Source organism: Candidatus Pantoea deserta (assembly GCF_003813865.1).
GTDB lineage: Bacteria > Pseudomonadota > Gammaproteobacteria > Enterobacterales > Enterobacteriaceae > Pantoea > Pantoea deserta.
The window spans coordinates 26,756-48,276 of record NZ_RMVG01000012.1 but is presented as its reverse complement, the minus strand read 5'-3'; the positions used below and the strand labels follow the sequence as shown (position 1 = coordinate 48,276).

Below are 21,521 nucleotides of genomic sequence, written 5' to 3'. Positions count from 1 at the left end.
CGTCACACGCGTTGCCGGAAGCAATGTGAAGGAAAGAGTATGTTAAGCATTAAAGATTTACAGGTTAGCGTTGAAGATAAAGAGATTTTGCGCGGTCTTAACCTCGAAGTGAAGCCGGGCGAAGTCCATGCCATTATGGGTCCTAACGGCTCAGGCAAAAGTACGCTCTCGGCAACGCTGGCTGGTCGCGAAGATTATGAAATCACCGGCGGCTCCGTCAGCTTCAAAGGCAAAGATCTGCTGGAGCTGGACCCGGAAGATCGCGCTGGCGAAGGCATTTTCATGGCGTTCCAGTATCCGGTTGAGATCCCTGGCGTCAGCAACCAGTTTTTCCTGCAAACCGCAGTAAACGCGGTGCGCAAGTATCGCGGTAAAGATGAGCTGGACCGTTTCGATTTCCAGGACTTTATCGAAGATAAAATCCACCTGCTGAAAATGCCGGAAGATCTGCTGACCCGTTCGGTCAACGTCGGCTTCTCCGGCGGCGAAAAGAAACGTAACGACATCCTGCAAATGGCGGCGCTGGAGCCGGAACTGTGCATTCTTGATGAAACCGACTCCGGTCTCGACATCGATGCGCTGAAAATCGTGGCGGAAGGCGTTAACAGCCTGCGCGACGACAAGCGCGCCTTTATTATCGTGACCCACTATCAGCGTATTCTGGACTACATCAAGCCGGACTTCGTGCATGTGCTGTACAAAGGTAAAATCGTGAAATCCGGCGACTTTACCCTGGTGAAACAGCTGGAGGAGCAAGGCTATGGCTGGCTTACCGACGAAGAGTGATAACGCCCTGCAACAGTGGCATCACCTGTTCGAATCGCGCGGCGAAACACGCTCGTTGCAGGCTCAGCAGCACTGGCAACAGCTGATGCGCGTCGGTCTGCCGACGCGTAAGCATGAGAACTGGAAATACACCGCGCTTGATGGGCTGTTCGCCCATCAGTTCGTGCTGCCGCACACCCAGACGCTGGATCAGGCGCAGGTTGACGCGCTGGCGCTGCCGCTGGACGCCATTCGCCTGGTATTTGTGGATGGCCAGTTTCAGCCCGCGCTGAGCACGGCGGATACCGAATTATTTAGCGTGCAGCTCAGCCGCGCCGCCGAGCGTCGTCCGCTGCCGGCGTCGGTTCAGCCGGAGGTGTTTCTGCACCTGACCGAGAGCCTGGCGGAAGAGGTGGCCTTTGTGCGTCTGGCGCGCGGCAAAGCGGCAGCGCGTCCGCTCTATCTGCTGCATATCACCAGCGGTCAGGCCGATGCCCTCAACACCGTGCATCATCGCCACCACTTCGAGCTGGAAGAGAGCGCGCAGGCGCAGGTGATCGAGCACTACGTGACGCTAAACGGCGCGCAGCACTTTACCGGCGCGCGCTTTACCTTTGCCGTTGGCGACAACGCTCAGCTGACGCATGTCAAACTGGCGTTTGAAGAGAGCAGCAGCTATCACTTCGCCCATAATGACATTGTGATCGGCCGCGATGCCCAGGTAAGCAGCACCAGCTTCCTGCTGGGCGCGGGCCTGTCGCGTCACAACACCAGCGTGCAGCTTAACGGCGAAAACAGCCAGCTGTCGCTGAATAGCCTGGTGCTGCCGATGGGTTCGGAAGTGGCGGACACCCGCAGCTATCTGGAACACAACAAAGGCTACTGCCTGAGCCGTCAGCTGCATAAAACCATCTCGCGTGACAAAGGCCGCGCGGTGTTTAACGGCCACATCAACGTGGCGCAGCATGCGCTGAAAACCGACGGTCAGATGACCAACAACAACCTGTTGCTGGGTCGTCTTGCGGAAGTGGATACCAAGCCGCAGCTGGAAATCTACGCTGACGACGTCAAGTGTAGCCACGGCGCAACGGTTGGCCGTATTGATGATGAGCAGATGTTCTACCTGCGCTCGCGCGGTATTGCAGAGGACGCTGCACAGCAGATGATCATTCATGCCTTCGCGGCCGAGCTGACCGAAGCGCTGGACGATGAGACGCTGCGTCAGGCCGTTCTGCAACGCATCGCGGCGCGTTTCCCTGGAGATGCCTCATGATGAACTTCGATCTCGAACGTATCAGGGCCGACTTCCCGATCCTGAAGCGTGAGGTCAACGGTCATCCGCTGGCCTACCTTGACAGCGCGGCCAGCGCTCAACGTCCGCTGGCGGTCATTAACGCCGAAAGCCACTTTTACCAGCACGGCTACGCCGCCGTGCATCGTGGTATTCATAGCCTGAGCGCGCAGGCCACTACCGATATGGAAGACGTCCGCCTTCAGGCGGCGCGTTTTCTTAATGCTTCTTCGCCTGAAGAGATCGTGTTTGTCAAAGGCACCACCGAGGGTATTAACCTGGTGGCGAACAGCTGGGGCGCAAGCCAGCTGAAAGCCGGCGACAACCTGATCATTACCGAGATGGAGCACCACGCTAATATCGTGCCGTGGCAGATGGTCGCCCAGCGCACCGGCGCGGAAATCCGCGTGCTGCCGCTGAACGATCGGGGCGAGCTGGCCGTTGAGGCGCTGGCGGGACTCATTGACAGCCGCACGCGCCTGCTGGCGGTGACGCACGTCTCAAACGTGCTCGGCACCGTAAACCCGGTAAAAGCGCTGGTGGCGCAGGCGAAAGCGGCCGGTCTGGTGACGCTGGTGGACGGCGCGCAGGCGGTGATGCACGGTCGCGTTGACGTGCGGGACATCGACTGCGATTTCTATGTGTTCTCCAGCCATAAACTCTACGGCCCGAACGGCGTCGGCATCCTTTACGGACGCAAAACGCTGCTCGACGAGATGCCGCCGTGGGAAGGGGGCGGCTCCATGATCGATCAGGTCATGTTGCCTACCGGCACCACCTGGAACAAAGCGCCCTGGCGTTTCGAAGCAGGCACGCCTAATACCGGCGGCATTATTGGATTCGGTGCGGCGCTGCGTTACGTGGAGGAGATCGGCCTGGACGTCATCCAGCAGCGTGAACAGTCGTTAATGCGCTACGCGCTCGACAAACTCGCTTCGGTGCCGGATCTGGTGATCTATGGCCCACAGGATCGCGCGGGCGTCATCGCTTTTAACCTGGGCAAGCATCATGCTTACGACGTAGGCAGCTTCCTCGATCAATACGGTATTGCCATCCGCACCGGTCACCATTGCGCGATGCCGCTGATGCGTCATTTCGCGGTACCGGCGATGTGCCGCGCTTCTTTCGCTTTCTACAACAGCGAAGAAGAGGCCGACCGTCTGGCGGCAGGTTTGACCCGTATTCATCGTCTGCTGGGCGGTTGAGCAGAGTTCAGGAGTCAGTCATGGCAAATTTGCCAGAGAAAGAAAAACTGGTGCGCAACTTTAATCGTTGCGCTAACTGGGAAGAGAAGTATCTCTACATTATTGAACTGGGCGCAAAACTTCCAGAATCATCCGAAAGCCTGCACCAGCCGGAAAATGTCATCTCCGGCTGCCAGAGTCAGGTGTGGATCAGAATGACGCCGCAGGCCGACGGCACTATCGCTTTCGAAGGCGACAGCGATGCCGCAATCGTTAAGGGCTTGATTGCCGTCGTGTTTAGTCTCTATCAAAACCTGACGGCTGCGGATATTGTCGCGCTGGACGTGCGCCACTGGTTCGCTGAACTGGCGCTGACTCAGCATTTGACGCCGTCGCGGTCGCAGGGCCTTGAGGCAATGATTCGGTCAATTCGCCATAACGCTCAAAATCTCCTCTGAGTTAAACTAACAGACGCCAACAGGCGTCTGTTTTTTTATCTGAAAGAGAAGATTGCATGAAATCAGCCTTACGTTTTGCCGGTGCGTTGCTGCTGAGCGTTGGACTCGCCGCACCTGCTTTTTCCACGGAATATCCGCTCCCGCCCGCAGAAAGCCGCCTTATCGGCGAAAATCAGTTAACCACCGTTCCCGATGACAAACGTCCTTTAGAAGCTATTGCCGCTAAATACCAGATTGGTCTGCTCAGCATGCTGGAAGCGAATCCAGGCACGGATCCGTGGCTGCCGAAAGCCGGGACGCAGCTGGTGGTGCCGCAGCAGATGCTGCTGCCGGATACGCCGCGAGAGGGGATTGTGGTGAATCTGGCCGAACTGCGCCTCTACTATTATCCCAAAGGCGAAGACAAGGTTATCGTTTATCCCATCGGCATTGGTCAGCTGGGGGCCGCCACACCGGTTATGGTGACCAGTATCAGCCAGAAAATCCCTAACCCGACCTGGACGCCCACGCCGAATATCCGCAAGCGCTATGCCAAAGATGGCGTGACCCTGCCGGCCGTGGTGCCTGCCGGTCCGGAAAACCCAATGGGGCTGTTTGCGCTGCGTCTGGCGCGCGGCAGCGGCAACTACCTTATCCACGGCACCAACGCCGATTTTGGCATTGGTATGCGCGTCAGCTCCGGCTGTATTCGTCTGCGCCCGCAGGACATCGAAGCGCTGTTCAACAGCGTGCCGAAAGGCACCCGCGTGCAGGTTATCAACCAGCCGGTGAAGTACGCCGTCGAGCCTGATGGAAAGCGCTATATCGAGGTGCATCAGCCGCTGTCGCGCAACGATAAAGACGATCCGCAAACCATGCCGCTAGCGCTCAGCGACGCGCTGAAAAAGTTTATTAAGAGTCCGGAAAGCGACAGCGACCTGATCAAGGCCGCGCTGAAACGCCGCTCTGGCATGCCGGTGCTGGTATCGCGCGGGCAACCGGTGGAGGACGCGACGCTGGCGTCGCAGCAGGGCGCTCAGGCGCCGGTAACGTCGGCAGAAGAGGCGACAGCGAACACGCCGTAAAAGAGAGAAATCAGGACAAAAAAAATGGCACCACAAGGGTGCCATTTTTCAAACCAAAACTCTTACTTACGGTAAGAGTGAGCCTGGTTGTCCAGACGCTGGTTAGCACGAGCTGCGTCATCTTTAGCAGCCTGAACGTCAGAACGGATTGCGTTCACGTCGTTGCTCAGCTGGTCAACTTTCGCGTTCAGAGTCTGAACGTCTGAAGACAGCTGGTCGATTTTAGCGTTGCTTGAGCAACCAGCCAGCAGAGTTGAACCCAGGATTACCGCGCCCAGTACCAGTTTAGTACGATTCATTATTTATACCCTCTAGATTGAGTTAATCTCCATGTAGCGTTACAAGTATTACACAAAGCTTTTTAAGTTGAGAATAAATTTTTGATGAGAACATGCTTAAACTTGATCGTTCGCTCAAAGAAGCAGCGCTTAACCGAAGATGATAAAAATATTTAGCGAAAACAGAGAGATTTAATCGGATTAACCTTAATTTCAGAGGATATTGAATAGTTAATTTCGATTGGAAATTTTTTGAATTTGTATTAGTGGCGGAATAAAAAAAGCGCCGTTAACGGCGCTTTTAAATAAAAGGTTGTCGTAATTAAATGACGTGAACAGAGGCGGTATTTGTGGTACCGCTTGGTACTAATGCGCCCGACACCATCACCACGACATCGCCTTTTTGCGCATAGCCGCTTTCCAGCGCCATTTCCTTACCGATGCGATAGAAATCGTCAGTAGAGGCGATTTCATTCACCACGCGCGTTTCGATCCCTTTGCTCAGGATCAGCTGACGCGCGGTGGTCTCATTGGTGGTCAGCGCCAGGATGGTGGCGTCCGGGAAGTACTTACGCACGGACTTGGCCGACTTACCGCCTTCGGTGGCGACGACAATCAGCGGCGCTTCCAGTTTTTCCGCGGTTTCAACCGCGCCGCGACACACGGCTTCGGTGATGCGCAGCTTGCGAGAGTCTTCCAGCGTGTCGATGCGCGATTTCATCACGCGATCGGTACGCTCGCAGATGGTCGCCATAATGGTGACTGACTCCAGCGGATATTTCCCTTTGGCGCTCTCGCCGGAAAGCATAACCGCATCGGTGCCGTCCAGGATGGCGTTGGCCACGTCGCCCGCTTCTGCACGGGTAGGGCGCGGGTTTTTGATCATAGAGTCGAGCATCTGGGTGGCGGTGATAACCACCTTGCGCGCCTTGTTGCACTTCTTGATCATCATCTTCTGCGCGAAGATAACCTCTTCAACCGGGATTTCAACGCCCAGATCGCCGCGCGCCACCATAATGCCGTCAGAGGCGTCGAGGATCTCGTCGAAGTTATTCAGGCCTTCCTGGTTCTCGATCTTGGAGATGATCTGGATATTTTCGCCGCCGTGGGCTTTCAGGTGCTCACGAATCTCCAGTACGTCGGAACGCTTGCGGATAAAGGAGGCGGCGACAAAGTCCACGCCCTGCTCGCAGCCGAAAATCAGGTCGCGCTTGTCTTTTTCCGCCAGCGCCGGAAGCTGGATAGAGACGCCCGGCAGGTTAACCCCTTTGTTTTCACCCAGGTCGCCGTTGTTCAGGACGGTGCAGACCACGGTATTTTCCGTCACTTCCGTGACTTCCATGCCCAGCAGACCGTCATCCACCAGCACGGTGTTGCCGATTTTCAGATCTTGCGTAAAGCCAGGATAGGTGACCGCGACGCGCTCGCTGTTACCAATCACGCTCTGATCGGTGGTGAAGGTAAAGGTCTGTCCCGCTTTCAGCGAAACGTCATTACCGCCTTCCAGTTTCATGGTGCGGATTTCCGGACCTTTGGTATCCAGCAGGATGGCTGCCTGACGACCGGTTTTCTGCAGCACTGCGCGCATGTTGGCAATGCGCTGGCCGTGCTCGGCATAGTCGCCGTGCGAGAAGTTGAGGCGCATAACGTTCATGCCGGCTTCCAGCAGTTGAGTCAGCATCTCTTCTGATTCGGTTTTCGGCCCGATAGTACAAACGATCTTGGTCTTTTTCATGACAGGTTATCTGTAAGTTGTGATGGATGATAAAGGTTGGGATTCGATGACACGGCATCGAAATGAAAATTCTGGTTGATTGAGCAACGGACGGTACAGAGTAAGGATAGGTGACGCGGGCTGAGCGTGCAGGGAAGTTGTGCGGTTACGTCTGGAAACCGACAATGGCGTGTTGCGCAAAGAGTTTGAGTTATTGCCATAAGCACGCAGCGCTGAAACCTTTCAAGTGGAACAACGGAGCACAGTATAGTCGCTAAGTATGCGAAAACCAATTAAAAAGCAGAATCGGACGCGACAGAGATCAATAAAAAGTGAAGTTGCGCAAGGAAGTAAAACAGAAGAGTGGTGCGTTCTAATGGACTCGAACCATCGACCCCCACCATGTCAAGGTGGTGCTCTAACCAACTGAGCTAAGAACGCATTGAGAAAACTGGTGCGTCCGAGTGGACTCGAACCACCGACCCCCACCATGTCAAGGTGGTGCTCTAACCAACTGAGCTACGGACGCACTTGGTGCGCTCTAATGGACTCGAACCATCGACCCCCACCATGTCAAGGTGGTGCTCTAACCAACTGAGCTAAGAGCGCAACACGCTGTCAGGGCGACAGCGGGGACGAATATTAACGACAGGCCGCAGCGCTGGCAAGGGGAAAAACGCTTTTTTCATGCCGACTGACCATCAACTGTGCTATGCGTCGTTTTTTTAGGCGTAACAGACCCTTGCTGAGCCATCCGAGCGGCTTGCGCGGTCGCGTCGCGGCAGAAACAGACCCAAGGGACTGGCGATTCGTCAGCCCCTGCGCGCCGCAGGCGTTTTGCATCGCGCGCTGTGGACGGGAACGCACCTCAAAGATGAGGTGCGTATCGGTGCGCAACAGACGGGGATAGCGTTTTAGCTTCTGCGCGCAACGGCGCTTTTCTGCGCAACGGCCTGCTAGCGCGCGGCGCGCGCAAGGATCACCTGCGCAGGCAGCTGTTGCAGTCGACGAATGCGCCACAGCATCATCACCGCCGCCGACGTCAGGCCGATGATAAATCCGCACCAGAAGCCCGCTGGTCCCATGCGCGGCACGACCCAGTCGGTCAGCGCCAGCACATAGCCGCTGGGCAGTCCCAGAATCCAGTAGGCAATAAAGGTAATAAAGAAAATAGAGCGCGTATCTTTATAACCTCGCAAAATGCCGCTGCCAATAACCTGAATGGAATCAGAGAACTGATAAATGGCCGCCAGCAGCATCAGCTGCGCCGCCAGCGCCACCACCTCAGGATTGTTGTTGTAGAGCAAGGCGATTTGGTGGCGGAAGGCGACGGTAAACAGCGCCGTGATCGCCACCATACAGAGACCGACCCCCTGCGCGGTCCAGGCGGCGACGCGCGCCTGCTCGGCCGAACCCTGTCCCAGACGATAGCCTACGCGAATAGTGGTCGCGACGCCTAATGACAGCGGCAGCACAAACATCAGCGAGCTAAAGTTAAGGGCGATCTGATGGCCCGCGACGTCAACAATGCCCAGCGGCGAAACCATCAGCGCGACGACGGCAAACAGCGTCACTTCAAAGAACAGCGCCAGCGCGACCGGCAGTCCAAGCGACACCAGGCGCTGTAAAACCGCGCGTGACGGTGGCGACCAGCGATTCGTCATGCGGATGTCGCGCATGCTACCCATGCGGCGCACCCACAGGCGCATCACCAGGAACATCACCCAGTAAACCGATCCGGTCGCCACGCCGCAGCCTACGCCGCCCAGCGCGGGCATGCCGAAGTGACCGTAAATAAAGATCCAGTTCAGGGGGATATTGACCAGCAGGCCAATAAAGCCCATTACCATGCCCGGTTTGGTTTTCGACAATCCTTCACACTGGTTGCGCATCACCTGAAAGAACAGGTAGCCAGGCGCGCCCCACAGCAGGGCGCGAAGATAGCCTTCCGCCTTTAGCGCCAGCTGCTCGTCAATATCGTGCATGGCGCGAATGGCGTAGCCGGCATTCCACAGCACCACCATAATTAAAACCGCGACGAAAAATGCCAGCCAGTAAGCCTGCCGGACCTGTTCGGCAATGCGTTCGCGGCGGCCTGAGCCGTTGAGTTGCGCAACGGTGGGCGTCAATGCAAGCAGGAGACCATGACCAAACAGAATGGCCGGAAGCCAGATAGAGGTGCCGACTGCGACGGCGGCCATATCCGTGGCGCTAACCGCGCCGGCCATTATGGTATCCACAAATCCCATTGCGGTCTGCGCCACCTGAGCGAGGATGACCGGAATCGCAAGGGCAAGCAATTGACGCGCTTCTGTTAAATACTTCTGCACGTTAACACCTGTCAAAAAAAGAAAGGGGAAAGATCCCGGAGAAATGCGCGGTTAGTGTAGCGGGATTAACGACATTCACCAAGTTTTGTCACGCTGTGCGTTATATTACCGCCCCGAAGCCGGGGCGACGCGTAAATAAAATTCACGCGCTAAGCTGTGATAAGCTAGGACAAACTTCGCAGAGGCCAAAACTATGTTTACTGGAATTGTGCAGGGCACCGCAAAGATTGTGTCCATTGAAGAGAAAGAGCTGTTCCGCACCCACGTAGCGGAGCTGCCGGAAGAGCTGCTGCCCGGTCTGGCGCTGGGCGCATCGGTCGCCCATAACGGCTGCTGCCTGACCGTAACCGCCATTGAAGGCAATCGCGTCAGTTTTGACCTGATCAAAGAAACGCTGCGCGTGACCAATTTAGGCGACCTGCAAGAAGGCGACATCGTCAATATTGAGCGAGCGGCGAAATTCAGCGATGAGATCGGCGGTCACCTGATGTCTGGCCATATTATGACCACTGCGGAAATCTGCAAAATTATTCAGTCAGAAAATAACCGCGAGGTGTGGTTTAAAATTCAGGACCCGGAGCAGATGAAATATATTCTGCATAAAGGTTTTGTGGGCATTGACGGCATAAGTCTGACCGTCGGCGACGTGACGAAAAGCAAATTTTGCGTCTATTTAATCCCCGAAACCCTTGAGCGCACCACGCTGGGGGCAAAAAAACTGGGTCACCGCGTCAATATTGAGATCGATCCCCATACCCAGGCGATAGTGGACACCGTCGAGCGCGTGCTGGCGCAGCGCGAGGCGGCCGCCGCGGCCGCGCTCGGCAACGACGCGGAATAAGCATAAAAAAAGGCGCTCTGCGCGCCTTATTCATCTGCTCAGGGGGTTAGCGCGCCACGCGCAGCCCGCCTTCCACGCCCCGACTGAATACCACCTGCCACAGCTGAATATCGCGCGCGCGAAAGGCGCCGGCGCAGGCATTCAGATAGTAGCTAAACATGCGTTTGAAACGTTCGCCATACTTCTCCGCCAGCTCCGGCCAGGCCTGAGTAAAGCGCTCAAACCAGGCCATCAGCGTGGTGTCATAGTCCGCGCCGAAATTATGCCAGTCTTCGAGGATAAAGTGAGACTCGCTGGCGTCGGCGATATGACGTACCGAAGGCAGGCAGCCGTTCGGGAAGATATATTTATTGATCCAGGGATCCACGTTCATATCGGTGCGAATGGCGCCGATGGTGTGCAGTAAAAACAAACCGTCCGGCTTCAGATTGCGATCGACAACGTCGAAATAGGTGGCGTAGTTTTTCGGACCGACGTGTTCGAACATACCCACTGAAACGATACGGTCAAACTGCTGGTCGAGATCGCGGTAATCCTGCAACAGGATAGTGACGTTAAGCCCCTCGCAGCGCTGCTGCGCCAGCTTTTGCTGCTCGGCCGAAATGGTCACGCCGTGGACGATGGCGCCATAGTGACGCGCCGCGTAGGCCGCAAGCCCGCCCCAGCCGCAGCCGATGTCCAGCAGCGTCATGCCTGGTTCAAGTTGCAGTTTGCGACAGATCATATCCAGCTTGGCTTCCTGCGCCTGCTCCAGCGTGTCGGCTTCTTTCCAGTAGCCGCAGGAGTACTGCATATAGGGATCGAGCATCAGCGTGAACAGGTCGTTACCCAGATCGTAATGCTCTTTGCCCACTATCCACGCGCGTTTTTTCGACTGGAGGTTGGTCAGACGCGCCGCCGCTATGCGCAGCGTGTCTTTGAAATGGTGCGGCAACTGTTGATCCAGCTTGTGCTTCAGCACGCGATGGAAAAACATATCCAGCCGCTCGCAATTCCACCAGCCATCCATATAAGCTTCACCCAGACCAAGTGAGCCTTCCTGAATCACACGCTTAAAAAAATCAGGGTGTTTAACCTGAACATCCCAGGGGCGGCTGCCGTTGATTTCGATGTCCGCTTTTTCCAGCATTTCGTGGACAATGCGATACCAGTGGTTTTCTTCAAGGCTCACTTCTTCTATGCACGATGAACTCATAGCTTCTCCATCACCTGTCCGCGTTGAACCTGAGAAAAAGAATAGCCAATTTCCCAGGGGTTGTGAGAAAAGTCACGGATTGCTCCGTGCGCCTGACATCCGACGTTTTACAGAGGATTGAATCTGAAAATCTTTGTCTGCCACAACGGGAGAGAGAGTGCGCGCAGACACCATCCGGGCGATAAACTTCGCCTAAAAATAATGCAATTATGTTGTTGATTTGTTGCAGATTTATTGACCTGGATGAGTATATGCTCAACCAGGTCAATATTCAACGACTTATTGTTAGGCGGCTAACTATAAAAGTTGCCTTAGTGATTATCCTGGCAGGGAGTGCAGGTGCGGACAATATCCGTTTGTGCGCTGGCGCGGCGCTGCCAGAAGAAGCCCGCTGCTGCCAGAAGAATCGTCACGGCCATAATCAGCGTAGTCATCAGCAGCGGCAGTTGTAAACCTGCTGAAACCGCCAGACTGGCGATAAAGCAGAGACCCAGCTGCAAGGTGTTTTGCAGCGCTGCGGCTTTTCCGGTCGCGTGGGGAAAGGGCAGCAGCGCGTTTGACACGACGATGGGATAGATTGCGCCGTTTGCCAGCGCCATGCCGCAGAACGGCAGAAGCAGGGCGATCAGGCTGTGACTTTCCGCCAGCGCTACGGCAAACAGCGTTGCCACGCTCAGACTATACAGCGTTAACAGCCAGGGCAGCAGCTGCGCGCCGGATAAGCGGTTCAGCAGCGCGCGGCAGCCGAATCCGCCCAGTAAAAAGGCGATGGTTTGCGGAATATAGCTCAGTCCGATGTCCGCCGGCGTCAGGCCCGCGTCGGCGAGAATAAATGGCGAGCCGGTTAGCCAGGCAAAAAAGCTGGCGGAGCAGGCGGCATAAATCAGCACGTTGCCGCTATAGACGCCGGAGCGCAACAGGGTAAAGAAGCCAGGCTGCTCGCCATCCTGTTTCGCCGTCGCCCGGCTGGCGGGCAACCGCAGCGTCACCAGCATCAGCGCGACGCCGGTCAGCGTCAGCACCAGAAAAATCGAACGCCAGTGAAAATGGCTGATGAGCCAGGCGCCGAGCAGAGGCGCCAGCGCGGGAGAGAGCGCAACCAGCGGCATAATGGTCGCGAAGACTTTATTGGCGTGGGAGCCTGAGTAGCGATCGACCACCAGCGCCTGCCAGCTGACAGCGGCGGCGCAAACGCCAACGGCCTGTACAAAGCGCAGCGCCAGCATCAGTGCCACATTCTCCACCCACAGCATACCCGCGCAGCCGAGGGCAAACAGCCCCAGCCCCATCAGCAACACAGGCTTACGGCCAATGCGATCGGACAGAGGACCCCAGAAAAGCTGCCCGACAGCAAAGCCGGCCAGGAACAGGCTCATACTGGCGCTGATAACGCCGGGAGAGGTGGCGAAGCTGGCCTGCATCGCGCCGAACGCGGGCAGGTACATATCCGTCGCCAGAAAGCCGAGCATACTCAGCAAGGCGAGATAGGGCAGGAATCCTTTTGAAGACAGCATGGTTTTACGCATTCTCATCGTTAGTAGTCATAGTAAACGCCGCAAAGTGTAAAAGGGTGCGCCTCAGGCTGTGAAACGCTAAAATTTGCAGATAGCTGTGAAAAATTTTGAAAGGAAAAATGATGTGGTCTGAATATGCGCTTGAGGTGGTAGACGCCGTGGCGCGCACCGGCAGCTTTAGCGCCGCCGCGCAGGAGCTGCATCGCGTGCCTTCTGCCGTCAGCTATACGGTGCGCCAGCTGGAAACCTGGCTGGCGGTGCCGCTGTTCGAACGGCAGCATCGCGAGGTCGCTCTCACCGCCGCAGGCGAACATTTTGTGCGTGAAGGGCGAGAGGTTATCAAAAAAATGCTCGCGACGCGCAGGCAGTGTCAGCAGCTGGCAAACGGCTGGCGCGGGCAGCTCAGTATCGCAGTCGATCGCATTGTGAAGCTGCCGCGCAGCCGCCAGCTGGTGAACGACTTCTACCGTCATTTTCCCGATATGGAACTGCATATCAGCTATGAAGTTTTCAACGGCGTCTGGGACGCACTGGCCGACGGACGCGTCGACGTGGCGATAGGCGCAACCCAGGCCATTCCGGTCGGCGGCCGCTTTACGTTTCGCGATATGGGCGCGCTGAACTGGCGCTGTGTAGTGGCGCGCCATCACCCGCTTACGCAACAGGCGCAGCTTGACGACGACGCCCTGCGCGCCTGGCCGTCGCTGGTGCTGGAGGATACGTCGCGGGCGCTGCCGCGTCGTATGACCTGGACGCTGGATAACCAGCGGCGTCTGGTGGTGCCGGACTGGCAGGCCGGGCTGGTCTGCGTGCTGGACGGATTATGCGTCGCGATGATGCCGGGCCACCTGGCGCGTCCGCTGCTGGACAGAGGCGATCTGGCGGAACTGAGGCTGCCGGTGAGCTTTCCCGACAGCCCCTGCTGTGTCAGCTGGTCAGAAGATCGCGCATCTCCTGCGCTAAGCTGGCTGCTTAGCTATCTGGGCGATGCGCAAACGCTGAATCAGGAGTGGCTAAGCGAGGATTAGCGACGATAGTCGCGGAACGGGCCGTCGCCGACCGAACGACGTTCAATCAGCGTGGGATGGACTTCAATGGTCTGCGACTCTTCGCGCTTGCTGGTGATACGATCAAGCAGCATTTCCAGCGCTTTCTCGCCCAGCTGCGCTTTAGGCTGATGGACCGTGGTCAGCGCCGGGGTAAAGTAGCGCGCGTTGCGCACATTGTCATAGCCGATCACCGAAATATCCTGCGGTACGCGCAGTCCCATCTCGTCGGCAGCGCAGATAGCGCCCATCGCCATAATGTCGCCGCCGCAGAAGACCGCGGTCGGGCGCTGCTTCTGCTGCAATATCTGCTGCATTGCCTGATAGCCCGATTCCGGCTCAAAGTCGCCCTGAACGATCCACTCGGCGCGCAGCGTAATGCCTGCCTCTTCCAGCGCTTTTAAGAAACCAGCGTGGCGACCGCCGCCGGTATTGCGCTCCAGCTGACCGGGAATCGCGCCAATATCGCGATGGCCGCGCTCAATCAGGTAACGTCCTGCCAGATAGCCGCCCTGGAAAGCATTATCCAGCACGGTATCGGTGAAATCGCCGCGCGATTCGCCCCAGTCCATCACCACCATCGGAATATTGCGGTTCTCTTCCAGCATTTTCAGCAGGTCGTCAGGATATTCGGAGCACATCACCAGCAAACCATCGACGCGCTTCTGCGCCATCATCGACAGATAGGCCCGCTGCTTTTGCAGATCGTTATGCGCGTTGCCGAGAATAAGGGTATAGCCTCGCTCAAAGCAGTGGTGCTCAACCGCCTCAATAATTTCCGCGAAATAGGGCGCTTCGCTGGAGGTGGCCAGCAGACCCAGCGTTTTGGTGTGGTTGACCTTCAGGCTACGGGCTACCGCGCTGGGCGAATAGTGTAACTCCTGAATGGCCTGCCAGACGGCGTTGCGCGTCTCTTCCGCAACGAAGCGCGTCTTATTGATTACGTGAGAAACCGTCGTCGTCGAAACGCCTGCGCGCTTCGCGACATCTTTGATTGTTGCCATGAAAAAGAGACTCCAGCGCCTATCAATAACTGGCTGATAAGCATAATGTTAAACGTTTGCGTCCGCTAAGAATAATTGCTGTTAATTTGCTGCGTTTTTGGTCGGGAAAAGAGTCGCCAGGCAGGAAATTACAGAGACAGTTGCGCGCGAACGGAACCGACGTTGCGCCAGTTGCGCAACAAAGGCGGGGATTTTAGCAAGGCTTGCGGGATAAAACGAGATTTTTACCGCTGACTATGGGAAAATCCGCTAAGACCCTGACAATTGTGTGGATAAGGAGAAGCGATGAGTACTGATTTGAAACTGGCGTTAATGACGACGGGTGCGGCGCTGCTGATGATTGTGGCCTTTGGCCTGACTGCCGTCATGCACTGATAAGGCGTGATAAAAAAAACCGGGGCGATGCCCCGGTTTGTCGTTTGCGCGTTAGCGAATGGTTTTCGGCGTCATCATGCGACGCGCGCCGATATAGTGGCGCTGCCAGTAATCTTCCGACAGCGCGCTGATCTGAATATCTTTTCCGGTACGCGGCGACTGGATGAATTTGCCGTTGCCGAGGTAGACGCCGACGTGGTCCGCCGTGCCGCGCCCGTTAATGCGGAAAAACACCAGGTCGCCTTTCTCCAGCGATTCGCGCTTAATCGGCGCGGCATCGCGCAGATGATACATTTCGTTGGCGGTACGCGGGATGCGGAACTTCACTAAATCCTTATAGGCGTACCACACCAGGCCGCTACAGTCGAAGCCGGTATGAGGCGAGCTGCCGCCCCACTGATAGGGCTTGCCCAGCTGACCCATCAACTTGGTCATCGCCGTTTCACGCGCCTTCTGGTAGCGCAGGCGATGGGTCTTGCTTAATTTAATGGTGGTGCCGTCATCGGCTTCATCGAGCGGCGCTGTTGCGGCTTTTGCCTTGCTCAGCGTGCGCTGATGCCCATAACGCTTGCGTAAGGTCTTCGCGGATGTTTTCTTTTTGCTGGTGGGACGAGAAAGGGACGCGGTTTCAATCTTCTGCTGTTTTTTCTGTTTGAGTTTTTGAACAGGTGAGAGACGCGATTTCTTTGCGCTGGTTTTCACTGGCCGACGCTTGCGCCGCTCGTCTTCGCGCGCGCTCTTTTTCTCCTCTTTATGCAGACTGGCATTGACCGGCGTCTGCGGCGAAGCCGACGCGACGTTCAGAAACAGCTGCGCAAAAGCTAATATGAAAAGCGTAATCAGTAAACGCATAGTCCGGTTACAGGGTTAGCGGTTACGACGACTGGCCGTAACGAGGTTAGAAAAATCTGATCGGGGATCAGCGCCGGGGCCATTCTAAGCCAGGTTTTTTTCAAAAGTTAAGCCATTTTTCTATTAAACTGTTACAGGGTTGCAGTTGGGTTTAAAATAAACAATTTCAGCGGGTTATAGCAGCAAAAGTATTACCAGTTATGAACAACCCTGATGTTGATTATCGTCAGAAAAAATCAGATCTTTACAGAAGAATTTAACAAACATGGCGTTTTTGCCCGGCTCGCGAGAAATTGTCGTTTTCAGGGGCGGGGCGAAGTCGCTACAATAAACAAACACGAAGTAGGGAATTAAGGAAGGCAATTATGAGTACTGTAGAAAAAATTCAGCGCCAGATCGCAGAAAACCCGATCCTGCTGTACATGAAAGGTTCTCCGAAGCTGCCAAGCTGCGGCTTCTCTGCGCAGGCGGTACAGGCGCTTTCTGCCTGTGGTGAGCGTTTTGCTTACGTGGATATTCTGCAGAACCCTGATATTCGCGCCGAGCTGCCGAAATACGCCAACTGGCCGACCTTCCCGCAGCTGTGGGTTGACGGTGAGCTGGTAGGCGGGTGCGACATCATCGTCGAGATGTTTCAGCGCGGCGAGTTGCAGTCGCTGATCAAAGAGACCGCAGAGAAGCACAAAGAAGCGGAATAAACAAAAAGGCCGACGCAAGTCGGCCTTTTTACTGCCAGCGGTCTGAAGGCGAAGCTGTCCGCGTAAGCGACGCCTTGTCCTGTCTCGCGCCTTATGGCGAGCAGGCCGCAACGGCGGCGCGGCAGTACTGGCGCGGCATGGCGCGCCAGCTTAGCGCGGAAGCCTTCAGGCCTGCGCCGACGCGGCCTCATCCTGATCGTCCGCATTCACAACGGGCAGCGGCCAGCCGCCCAGACGCTTCCAGCGGTTAACCAGTTCACAAAACAGCGTTGCCGTCTGCTCTGTGTCGTAAAGCGCCGAGTGGGCCTGGGTGCTGTCAAAATCCATACCCGCCGCTTTGCAGGCCTTCGCCAGCACCGTCTGTCCCAGCACCAGCCCGCTTAGCGCGGCGGTATCAAAGGTGGCGAACGGATGGAAAGGGTTGCGCTTTAGCCCGGCTCGTCCGGCGGCAGCCATCATAAAATTCAAATCGAAGGTGGCATTATGCGCCACCATAATGGCGCGATTACAGCTGTGATCTTTAATGCCTTTGCGCACCATCTTAAAAATGGCGTGCAATGCCTCGTACTCGCTAACCGCGCCGCGCAGCGGGTTGCTGGGGTCGATGCCGGTAAACGCCAGCGCTTCGGGGTGCAGCAGGGCGCCCTCGAAAGGCTCAACGTTGAAGTGCAGCGTCTGGTCACGGTGCAGCCAGCCGTCTTCATCCATTTTCAGCGTGGTGGCGGCAATCTCCAGCAGCGCATCGGTCTGCGCGTTGAAGCCTGCGGTTTCGACATCGATCACCACAGGATAGAAACCTCGGAAACGTTGATTAAGCGCGTTCAGGGAGTTCGTTTCAGACATCAGCATCTCATAGCAGGAATTAGGCAGCGCGCATTATGGCAAAAAAAAAGAGAGGGTGCAGCAGAAGGGAGGGCTTCAGCCTGCCGACATCAGCAGACTGAAGCAGCAAACTTAGTTGCCGAGGCCGTGACCCGCATGTTTGTTTTCGATCAGCTCGATCTTGTAGCCGTCTGGATCTTCCACAAACGCGATAATGGTTGAGCCGCCTTTTACCGGACCGGCTTCGCGCGTCACCTTGCCGCCCGCGTTGCGAATGCGGTCGCAGGTGGCCGCCACGTCATCGACGCCCAGCGCGATGTGACCGTAAGCGTTGCCCATATCGTAGCTGTCTACGCCCCAGTTGTAGGTCAGTTCGATAACCGCGCCTTCACTCTCTTCGGTATAGCCTACGAATGCCAGCGTATATTTGTATTCGGTATTTTCACTCTGGCGCAGCACGCGCATGCCGAGAACACGAGTATAGAAATCGATAGAGCGTTGCAGATCGCCAACGCGAACCATGGTGTGAAGTAAACGCATAACATCCTCTTTTATTAAATCGCCATCTTTTGATGACGCACACGCTAAGTATAGCGATGAAAATAGCAAAAAACGGCCGCTGGCGTAACCGCCGTCGCGCCAGCGTGGTGTTCAGAGCGTGGGGTAGTCGGTGTAGCCTTCCGCGCCGCCGCCGTAGAAGCTCTCCGGGCGCTGCGGATTAAGCGGGGCGTCCTGTTGCAGACGCGCCACCAGATCCGGGTTGGCGATAAAGTCACGGCCAAAAGCCACGGCGTCGATGAGTCCGCGCGCAATCAGGTCATCCGCTTTTTCAACGCTGTAGGCGCCCGCGCCGATGATGACGCCAGGAAACAGGCTGCGCACTTTTTCCCGGAAGGCGTCGCTGTAAGGCTTGCCGCCCGCCCAGTCAGGCTCGGAAAGGTGCAGGTAGGCGATGTTGCGCTTCGCCAGCTCGCCGATATACCACAGCGCCGCCTTTTCCTCATCGGGACCGTTGTCCAGATTCTGGAAGCTGCCAATCGGTGAAACGCGAATGCCGATACGGTCGGCGGACCAGTTGGCAATAGCGGCGTCCACCACTTCCAGCGCGAAGCGGCCGCGCTTCTCGATGCTGCCGCCGTACTCGTCGGTGCGCTGATTAGAACCCGGCGCAAGGAACTGATGCATCAGATAGCCGTGCGCCGAATGCAGCTCCAGCAGATCGAAATCGGCTTCGTGCGCGTTGGCGGCCGCCTGGCCAAAGTCCGCTACGATCTGATGAATCTCCGCGACGCTAAGCTCGCGCGGCGTTGACGTCTCTTCACGATAGACGCTGCCATCTTCGGCGCGCAGCGACGTGCGTGTGCCAGCGGGAAGGGCGGAAGGCGCAACCGGCGGCTGGCCGTCCGGCTGGACGCTGCGGTGTGAAATGCGTCCGGTATGCCACAGCTGAACGGCGCTATGACCGCCCGCTTCGTGAATGCCTGCGTTAATCTCTTTCCAGGCGGCAATCTGCTGCTGGGTATGTAATCCCGGCGCGCCGGCATAGCCTTTCGCCTGGAACGAGACCTGCGTTGCCTCGGTGATAATCAGGCCGGCGCTGGCGCGCTGGCGATAATATTCGCCCATTAGCGGGGTTGGGATGTCGCCGGGTTCGATGCTGCGCAGGCGCGTCAGAGGCGCCATAAATACGCGGTTAGGTACGGTAATCGCACCTACTTTAAGCGGGCTAAACAGCTGGGTACTCGCCATAACAACTCCTGTAGTAGACCGGTCGGCTATAAAATGCGTTTTTAAAAATCAGTGGAGATGAAGCCACTGTTCGATCGTGGTTAATGCCAGGCGCAGCGGCTGCGGTTCACGGGAAATCTTACTTTGCAGGCTGGCGCCCAGCCATAAAATATAGATGACTTTCGCCATCTCCTGCGGTGCAAAAGGCAGCGACAGCTTTTCCTCCTGCCGGGCCGTCTCCAGCGTCAGCGCATAGGCGGCAATCACGCGGCTCGCGCCGTGCTGAAGCGCATCGCGCATGGGCTCAGACAGGTCGCACACTTCGGCAGAAAGCTTCACCGCGAGGCAGCCGACAATATGGCCTTGCTCGCTAAAAAGGCGTTCCGCCGAGCGGAAGTGCGCCAAAAGACGCTGCCGCGCCGTCCCTTCGCCGTGCAGCAGCTGCGCACTGACCTGCTGATAATGCTGCGCAAAATAGCGCTCAAGCAACGCCACGCCAAACGCCTCTTTCGAGCGGAAATAGTAGTAGAACGAGCCTTTAGGCACGTCCGCCTGCGCCAGCAGTTCGCTCAGGCCCATTCCGGTGAAGCCGCGTTGCAGGCAAAGCTGCTCGCCGGTGGCAAGCAGATGTTCGCGGGTTTCATTGCGTTGTAGCGTTTTGTTCATGGCGGTTAAGGTAGTAGACCGACTGGTCGAATGCAAACGTTAACCGGTTTTGCGGCACGTTCTGATCATATCCAGCGGCGCCTGATACTCTGTGGTTTGCACATCAAACATGCCCAGCAGCGTATGGAAAAGATTGTCCTGCGAGACCTCTGCGACAGGAGCCTGCTGGCGTAAACAGGATTCGCTGATGCCGTAAGCGCGGGCGTAATCCGCCGACATCCAGAGCAGCAGCGGAATATGCGTTTGCTGCGAAGGGGCAAAGAGATAAGGCGCGCCGTGAAGGTACATACCGTGCTCGCCCAGCGATTCGCCATGATCGGAGAGATAGATCAGCGCCACGTTAAAACGGTTGCTAAGGCCTTTTAGCTTATCGATGGTGCGGCTGATCATATCGTCGCTGTACAGCAGGGAATTGTCGTAGGTATTCACCAGCGCCTGGTGATCGCAGTCCTGAATCTGATTGCTGTCGCAGGTTGGGGTAAACTGACGAAACTGCGGCGGATAGCGGCGATAATAGGCGGGACCGTGGCTGCCCATCTGATGCAGAACAATAAGGCCGTCGTTATTCAGGCCTGCCGTATAGTTGTCCAGTCGGTGCAGCAAGACGTCATCCAGGCAGGAGCCATCCTGACAATAGTCGCTTAACTTCCATTGGGTCATATCGGTATGCGGCACCCGATCGCAGGCGCCTTTGCAGCCGCCGTCGTTCTCGCGCCACAGCACGCTGATGCCTGCGCGGGCAAGAATATCCAGCACGCCGTCCTGATGATGCGCCAGATTAGCGTCGTAATGGGCGCGCGGCATATTTGAAAACATACAGGGCACCGAGATGGCGGTTTCTGTGCCGCACGACGTTGCCTGCGGATAGTAGATAACATTTTGCTTTTTAAGCTGAGGATTGGTCTCGCGAGCATAGCCGCCCAGCGAAAAGTTTTCCGCGCGCGCGGTTTCGCCGACCACCAGCACCACCAGCGTTTTTTTCTGCTCAGCGGCGATCGCTGGCCCTTTATGGGCGTCCTGGCCGATATGGACCCATGCCTGACTGCCTTTCAGCCAGCGATCGTTAACATAGTGACCTACGCCGCTGACAATATTGGCGGGCGTCACCATTTTGACCAGTCCTTTGTTATTGCGGATCAATGATGCGTAATCTTTATAAAACAGCACCGCCATCAGAAGGATAACGCCCAGCGACGCCGCCATGAACAGCGCGCGGTAAGCCAGGTTGCGCCACAGGCTGCGGCGCGTAACGCGCACCGATACCATAATAAGGGTTGGCACTACGCCCATTAGCATGACCCAGATAATGGCGTTACGGCTTACCAGCGCGATGGATTCCTGAAGATCGGTTTCAAACACGTTCTGCACCATATTGGTGTCGATGATCGTGCCGAAGCTAAACATAAAATAGTTTGCCGCCGCGCTCGACAAGATCAGCAGCGCCAGCAGCGGCTTGCGCAGGTAAGGCCAGGCGATAAGATTAAATATCAACAGAAAGGCGGCGCTCAGCACTACGGGAAGGCTAACGGCAAACGCATAATCATGCAGCGACGTATAGGGGATGCGCTCCCAGGCGCGAACTAAAAACTGCCCGTTCAGCACCACGGCAAAAAAGAGTGAAACGCAAAGAGTGAAAACATTTTCGTGACAGCGTAACGTTTTTGCCAGCATGATTATCCAGAGCAGGGCGTAAGTG

Annotated in this window: 21 protein-coding genes and 3 tRNA genes; 9 read left to right on the top strand and 15 right to left on the bottom strand. The window is 56.5% G+C overall.

Annotated features, from left to right (window positions below; translation table 11 throughout):
- Nucleotides 1–39: 39 nt before the first annotated feature.
- From sufC to BBB56_RS15155, 5 genes are read left to right on the top strand one after another with little or no spacing between them, the layout of a single operon-like run.
- Complete coding sequence (gene sufC / locus BBB56_RS15175) at nt 40–786, top strand: Fe-S cluster assembly ATPase SufC (RefSeq protein ID WP_123801774.1); 747 nt, start codon at nt 40–42, stop codon at nt 784–786.
- A complete protein-coding gene (gene sufD / locus BBB56_RS15170; RefSeq protein ID WP_123801773.1) occupies nt 761–2,038 on the top strand; it encodes a Fe-S cluster assembly protein SufD in 1,278 nt (425 codons plus the stop codon). The genes sufC and sufD overlap by 26 nt, the downstream gene beginning before the upstream one ends.
- A complete protein-coding gene (gene sufS / locus BBB56_RS15165) occupies nt 2,038–3,261 on the top strand; it encodes a cysteine desulfurase SufS (RefSeq protein WP_123801863.1) in 1,224 nt (407 codons plus the stop codon). The genes sufD and sufS overlap by 1 nt, the downstream gene beginning before the upstream one ends.
- A 20-nt stretch (nt 3,262–3,281) precedes the next feature.
- Nucleotides 3,282–3,698 (top strand): cysteine desulfuration protein SufE, encoded by a 417-nt coding sequence (gene sufE / locus BBB56_RS15160; protein ID WP_123801772.1) that lies wholly within the window; start codon nt 3,282–3,284, stop codon nt 3,696–3,698.
- Between the two features lie 56 nt (nt 3,699–3,754).
- Nucleotides 3,755–4,762, top strand: coding sequence for a L,D-transpeptidase family protein (locus BBB56_RS15155; protein WP_123801771.1), 1,008 nt, complete (start codon nt 3,755–3,757; stop codon nt 4,760–4,762).
- Between the two features lie 62 nt (nt 4,763–4,824).
- Here BBB56_RS15155 and BBB56_RS15150 read toward each other — a convergent pair whose 3' ends face one another.
- From BBB56_RS15150 to BBB56_RS15125, 6 genes are all read right to left on the bottom strand, one after another.
- Entirely contained in the window at nt 4,825–5,061 is a 237-nt protein-coding gene (locus tag BBB56_RS15150; RefSeq protein ID WP_007374746.1) for a major outer membrane lipoprotein, read from the bottom strand.
- Nucleotides 5,062–5,362: 301 nt separating this feature from the next.
- On the bottom strand, nt 5,363–6,775 hold the full coding sequence (pykF, locus tag BBB56_RS15145; RefSeq protein ID WP_123801770.1) for a pyruvate kinase PykF: 1,413 nt from the start codon (nt 6,773–6,775) through the stop codon (nt 5,363–5,365).
- 343 nt (nt 6,776–7,118) lie between these two features.
- A tRNA-Val gene (locus BBB56_RS15140) sits at nt 7,119–7,195 on the bottom strand.
- 11 nt (nt 7,196–7,206) lie between these two features.
- A tRNA-Val gene (locus BBB56_RS15135) sits at nt 7,207–7,283 on the bottom strand.
- Between the two features lie 3 nt (nt 7,284–7,286).
- A tRNA-Val gene (locus tag BBB56_RS15130) sits at nt 7,287–7,363 on the bottom strand.
- A 347-nt stretch (nt 7,364–7,710) separates the two neighbouring features.
- The gene (locus BBB56_RS15125; protein WP_123801769.1) at nt 7,711–9,084 is read right to left on the bottom strand and encodes an MATE family efflux transporter; all 1,374 of its coding nucleotides are present in this window, start codon (nt 9,082–9,084) and stop codon (nt 7,711–7,713) included.
- A gap of 193 nt (nt 9,085–9,277) precedes the next feature.
- On the opposite strand from BBB56_RS15125, the gene BBB56_RS15120 reads away from it, so the two are divergent.
- Nucleotides 9,278–9,925, top strand: coding sequence for a riboflavin synthase subunit alpha (locus BBB56_RS15120; RefSeq protein WP_123801768.1), 648 nt, complete (start codon nt 9,278–9,280; stop codon nt 9,923–9,925).
- 46 nt (nt 9,926–9,971) lie between these two features.
- Here BBB56_RS15120 and cfa read toward each other — a convergent pair whose 3' ends face one another.
- On the bottom strand, nt 9,972–11,120 hold the full coding sequence (gene cfa, locus BBB56_RS15115; RefSeq protein ID WP_123801767.1) for a cyclopropane fatty acyl phospholipid synthase: 1,149 nt from the start codon (nt 11,118–11,120) through the stop codon (nt 9,972–9,974).
- A gap of 311 nt (nt 11,121–11,431) precedes the next feature.
- Nucleotides 11,432–12,634 (bottom strand): purine nucleoside transporter PunC, encoded by a 1,203-nt coding sequence (gene punC, locus BBB56_RS15110; protein WP_123801862.1) that lies wholly within the window; start codon nt 12,632–12,634, stop codon nt 11,432–11,434.
- A gap of 122 nt (nt 12,635–12,756) precedes the next feature.
- Here punC and punR point away from each other — a divergent pair, with 122 nt between their 5' ends.
- The gene (gene punR / locus BBB56_RS15105; protein WP_123801861.1) at nt 12,757–13,662 is read left to right on the top strand and encodes a DNA-binding transcriptional activator PunR; all 906 of its coding nucleotides are present in this window, start codon (nt 12,757–12,759) and stop codon (nt 13,660–13,662) included.
- Here the strand turns inward: punR and purR are convergent.
- Nucleotides 13,659–14,684: an HTH-type transcriptional repressor PurR gene (gene purR, locus BBB56_RS15100; RefSeq protein ID WP_123801766.1), complete on the bottom strand. Its 1,026-nt coding sequence runs from the start codon at nt 14,682–14,684 to the stop codon at nt 13,659–13,661. The genes punR and purR overlap by 4 nt on opposite strands.
- 285 nt (nt 14,685–14,969) lie before the next feature.
- Here purR and cydH point away from each other — a divergent pair, with 285 nt between their 5' ends.
- Nucleotides 14,970–15,059: a cytochrome bd-I oxidase subunit CydH gene (cydH, locus tag BBB56_RS15095; protein WP_123801765.1), complete on the top strand. Its 90-nt coding sequence runs from the start codon at nt 14,970–14,972 to the stop codon at nt 15,057–15,059.
- A gap of 51 nt (nt 15,060–15,110) precedes the next feature.
- Here cydH and BBB56_RS15090 read toward each other — a convergent pair whose 3' ends face one another.
- Entirely contained in the window at nt 15,111–15,911 is an 801-nt protein-coding gene (locus BBB56_RS15090) for a C40 family peptidase (RefSeq protein ID WP_123801764.1), read from the bottom strand.
- Nucleotides 15,912–16,273: 362 nt separating this feature from the next.
- Between BBB56_RS15090 and BBB56_RS15085 the strand changes: the two genes are divergently transcribed.
- Complete coding sequence (locus BBB56_RS15085; protein WP_199756248.1) at nt 16,274–16,609, top strand: Grx4 family monothiol glutaredoxin; 336 nt, start codon at nt 16,274–16,276, stop codon at nt 16,607–16,609.
- Between the two features lie 165 nt (nt 16,610–16,774).
- On the opposite strand, the gene rnt is transcribed toward BBB56_RS15085, so the two are convergent.
- The 5 genes from rnt to eptA form a co-directional block, all read right to left on the bottom strand.
- Nucleotides 16,775–17,452, bottom strand: coding sequence for a ribonuclease T (gene rnt / locus BBB56_RS15080; RefSeq protein ID WP_123801762.1), 678 nt, complete (start codon nt 17,450–17,452; stop codon nt 16,775–16,777).
- Between the two features lie 111 nt (nt 17,453–17,563).
- Nucleotides 17,564–17,971, bottom strand: coding sequence for a lactoylglutathione lyase (gene gloA, locus BBB56_RS15075; RefSeq protein ID WP_123801761.1), 408 nt, complete (start codon nt 17,969–17,971; stop codon nt 17,564–17,566).
- A 111-nt stretch (nt 17,972–18,082) separates the two neighbouring features.
- Nucleotides 18,083–19,180: an alkene reductase gene (locus BBB56_RS15070; protein WP_123801760.1), complete on the bottom strand. Its 1,098-nt coding sequence runs from the start codon at nt 19,178–19,180 to the stop codon at nt 18,083–18,085.
- 48 nt (nt 19,181–19,228) lie between these two features.
- On the bottom strand, nt 19,229–19,825 hold the full coding sequence (locus tag BBB56_RS15065) for a TetR/AcrR family transcriptional regulator (protein WP_123801860.1): 597 nt from the start codon (nt 19,823–19,825) through the stop codon (nt 19,229–19,231).
- Nucleotides 19,826–19,864: 39 nt separating this feature from the next.
- Nucleotides 19,865–21,496 (bottom strand): phosphoethanolamine transferase EptA, encoded by a 1,632-nt coding sequence (eptA, locus tag BBB56_RS15060; RefSeq protein ID WP_123801759.1) that lies wholly within the window; start codon nt 21,494–21,496, stop codon nt 19,865–19,867.
- Nucleotides 21,497–21,521 lie beyond the last annotated feature (25 nt).

Bases quoted from the DNA above. Each gene is read 5' to 3' on its own strand.
- sufC (WP_123801774.1), top strand. From the start codon at position 40: ATGTTAAGCATTAAAGATTTACAGGTTAGCGTTGAAGATAAAGAGATT.
- sufD (WP_123801773.1), top strand. From the start codon at position 761: ATGGCTGGCTTACCGACGAAGAGTGATAACGCCCTGCAACAGTGGCAT.
- sufS (WP_123801863.1), top strand. From the start codon at position 2,038: ATGAACTTCGATCTCGAACGTATCAGGGCCGACTTCCCGATCCTGAAG.
- sufE (WP_123801772.1), top strand. From the start codon at position 3,282: ATGGCAAATTTGCCAGAGAAAGAAAAACTGGTGCGCAACTTTAATCGT.
- BBB56_RS15155 (WP_123801771.1), top strand. From the start codon at position 3,755: ATGAAATCAGCCTTACGTTTTGCCGGTGCGTTGCTGCTGAGCGTTGGA.
- BBB56_RS15150 (WP_007374746.1), bottom strand. From the start codon at position 5,061: ATGAATCGTACTAAACTGGTACTGGGCGCGGTAATCCTGGGTTCAACT.
- pykF (WP_123801770.1), bottom strand. From the start codon at position 6,775: ATGAAAAAGACCAAGATCGTTTGTACTATCGGGCCGAAAACCGAATCA.
- BBB56_RS15120 (WP_123801768.1), top strand. From the start codon at position 9,278: ATGTTTACTGGAATTGTGCAGGGCACCGCAAAGATTGTGTCCATTGAA.
- cfa (WP_123801767.1), bottom strand. From the start codon at position 11,120: ATGAGTTCATCGTGCATAGAAGAAGTGAGCCTTGAAGAAAACCACTGG.
- punC (WP_123801862.1), bottom strand. From the start codon at position 12,634: ATGCTGTCTTCAAAAGGATTCCTGCCCTATCTCGCCTTGCTGAGTATG.
- punR (WP_123801861.1), top strand. From the start codon at position 12,757: ATGTGGTCTGAATATGCGCTTGAGGTGGTAGACGCCGTGGCGCGCACC.
- purR (WP_123801766.1), bottom strand. From the start codon at position 14,684: ATGGCAACAATCAAAGATGTCGCGAAGCGCGCAGGCGTTTCGACGACG.
- cydH (WP_123801765.1), top strand. From the start codon at position 14,970: ATGAGTACTGATTTGAAACTGGCGTTAATGACGACGGGTGCGGCGCTG.
- BBB56_RS15090 (WP_123801764.1), bottom strand. From the start codon at position 15,911: ATGCGTTTACTGATTACGCTTTTCATATTAGCTTTTGCGCAGCTGTTT.
- rnt (WP_123801762.1), bottom strand. From the start codon at position 17,452: ATGTCTGAAACGAACTCCCTGAACGCGCTTAATCAACGTTTCCGAGGT.
- gloA (WP_123801761.1), bottom strand. From the start codon at position 17,971: ATGCGTTTACTTCACACCATGGTTCGCGTTGGCGATCTGCAACGCTCT.
- BBB56_RS15070 (WP_123801760.1), bottom strand. From the start codon at position 19,180: ATGGCGAGTACCCAGCTGTTTAGCCCGCTTAAAGTAGGTGCGATTACC.
- BBB56_RS15065 (WP_123801860.1), bottom strand. From the start codon at position 19,825: ATGAACAAAACGCTACAACGCAATGAAACCCGCGAACATCTGCTTGCC.
- eptA (WP_123801759.1), bottom strand. From the start codon at position 21,496: ATGCTGGCAAAAACGTTACGCTGTCACGAAAATGTTTTCACTCTTTGC.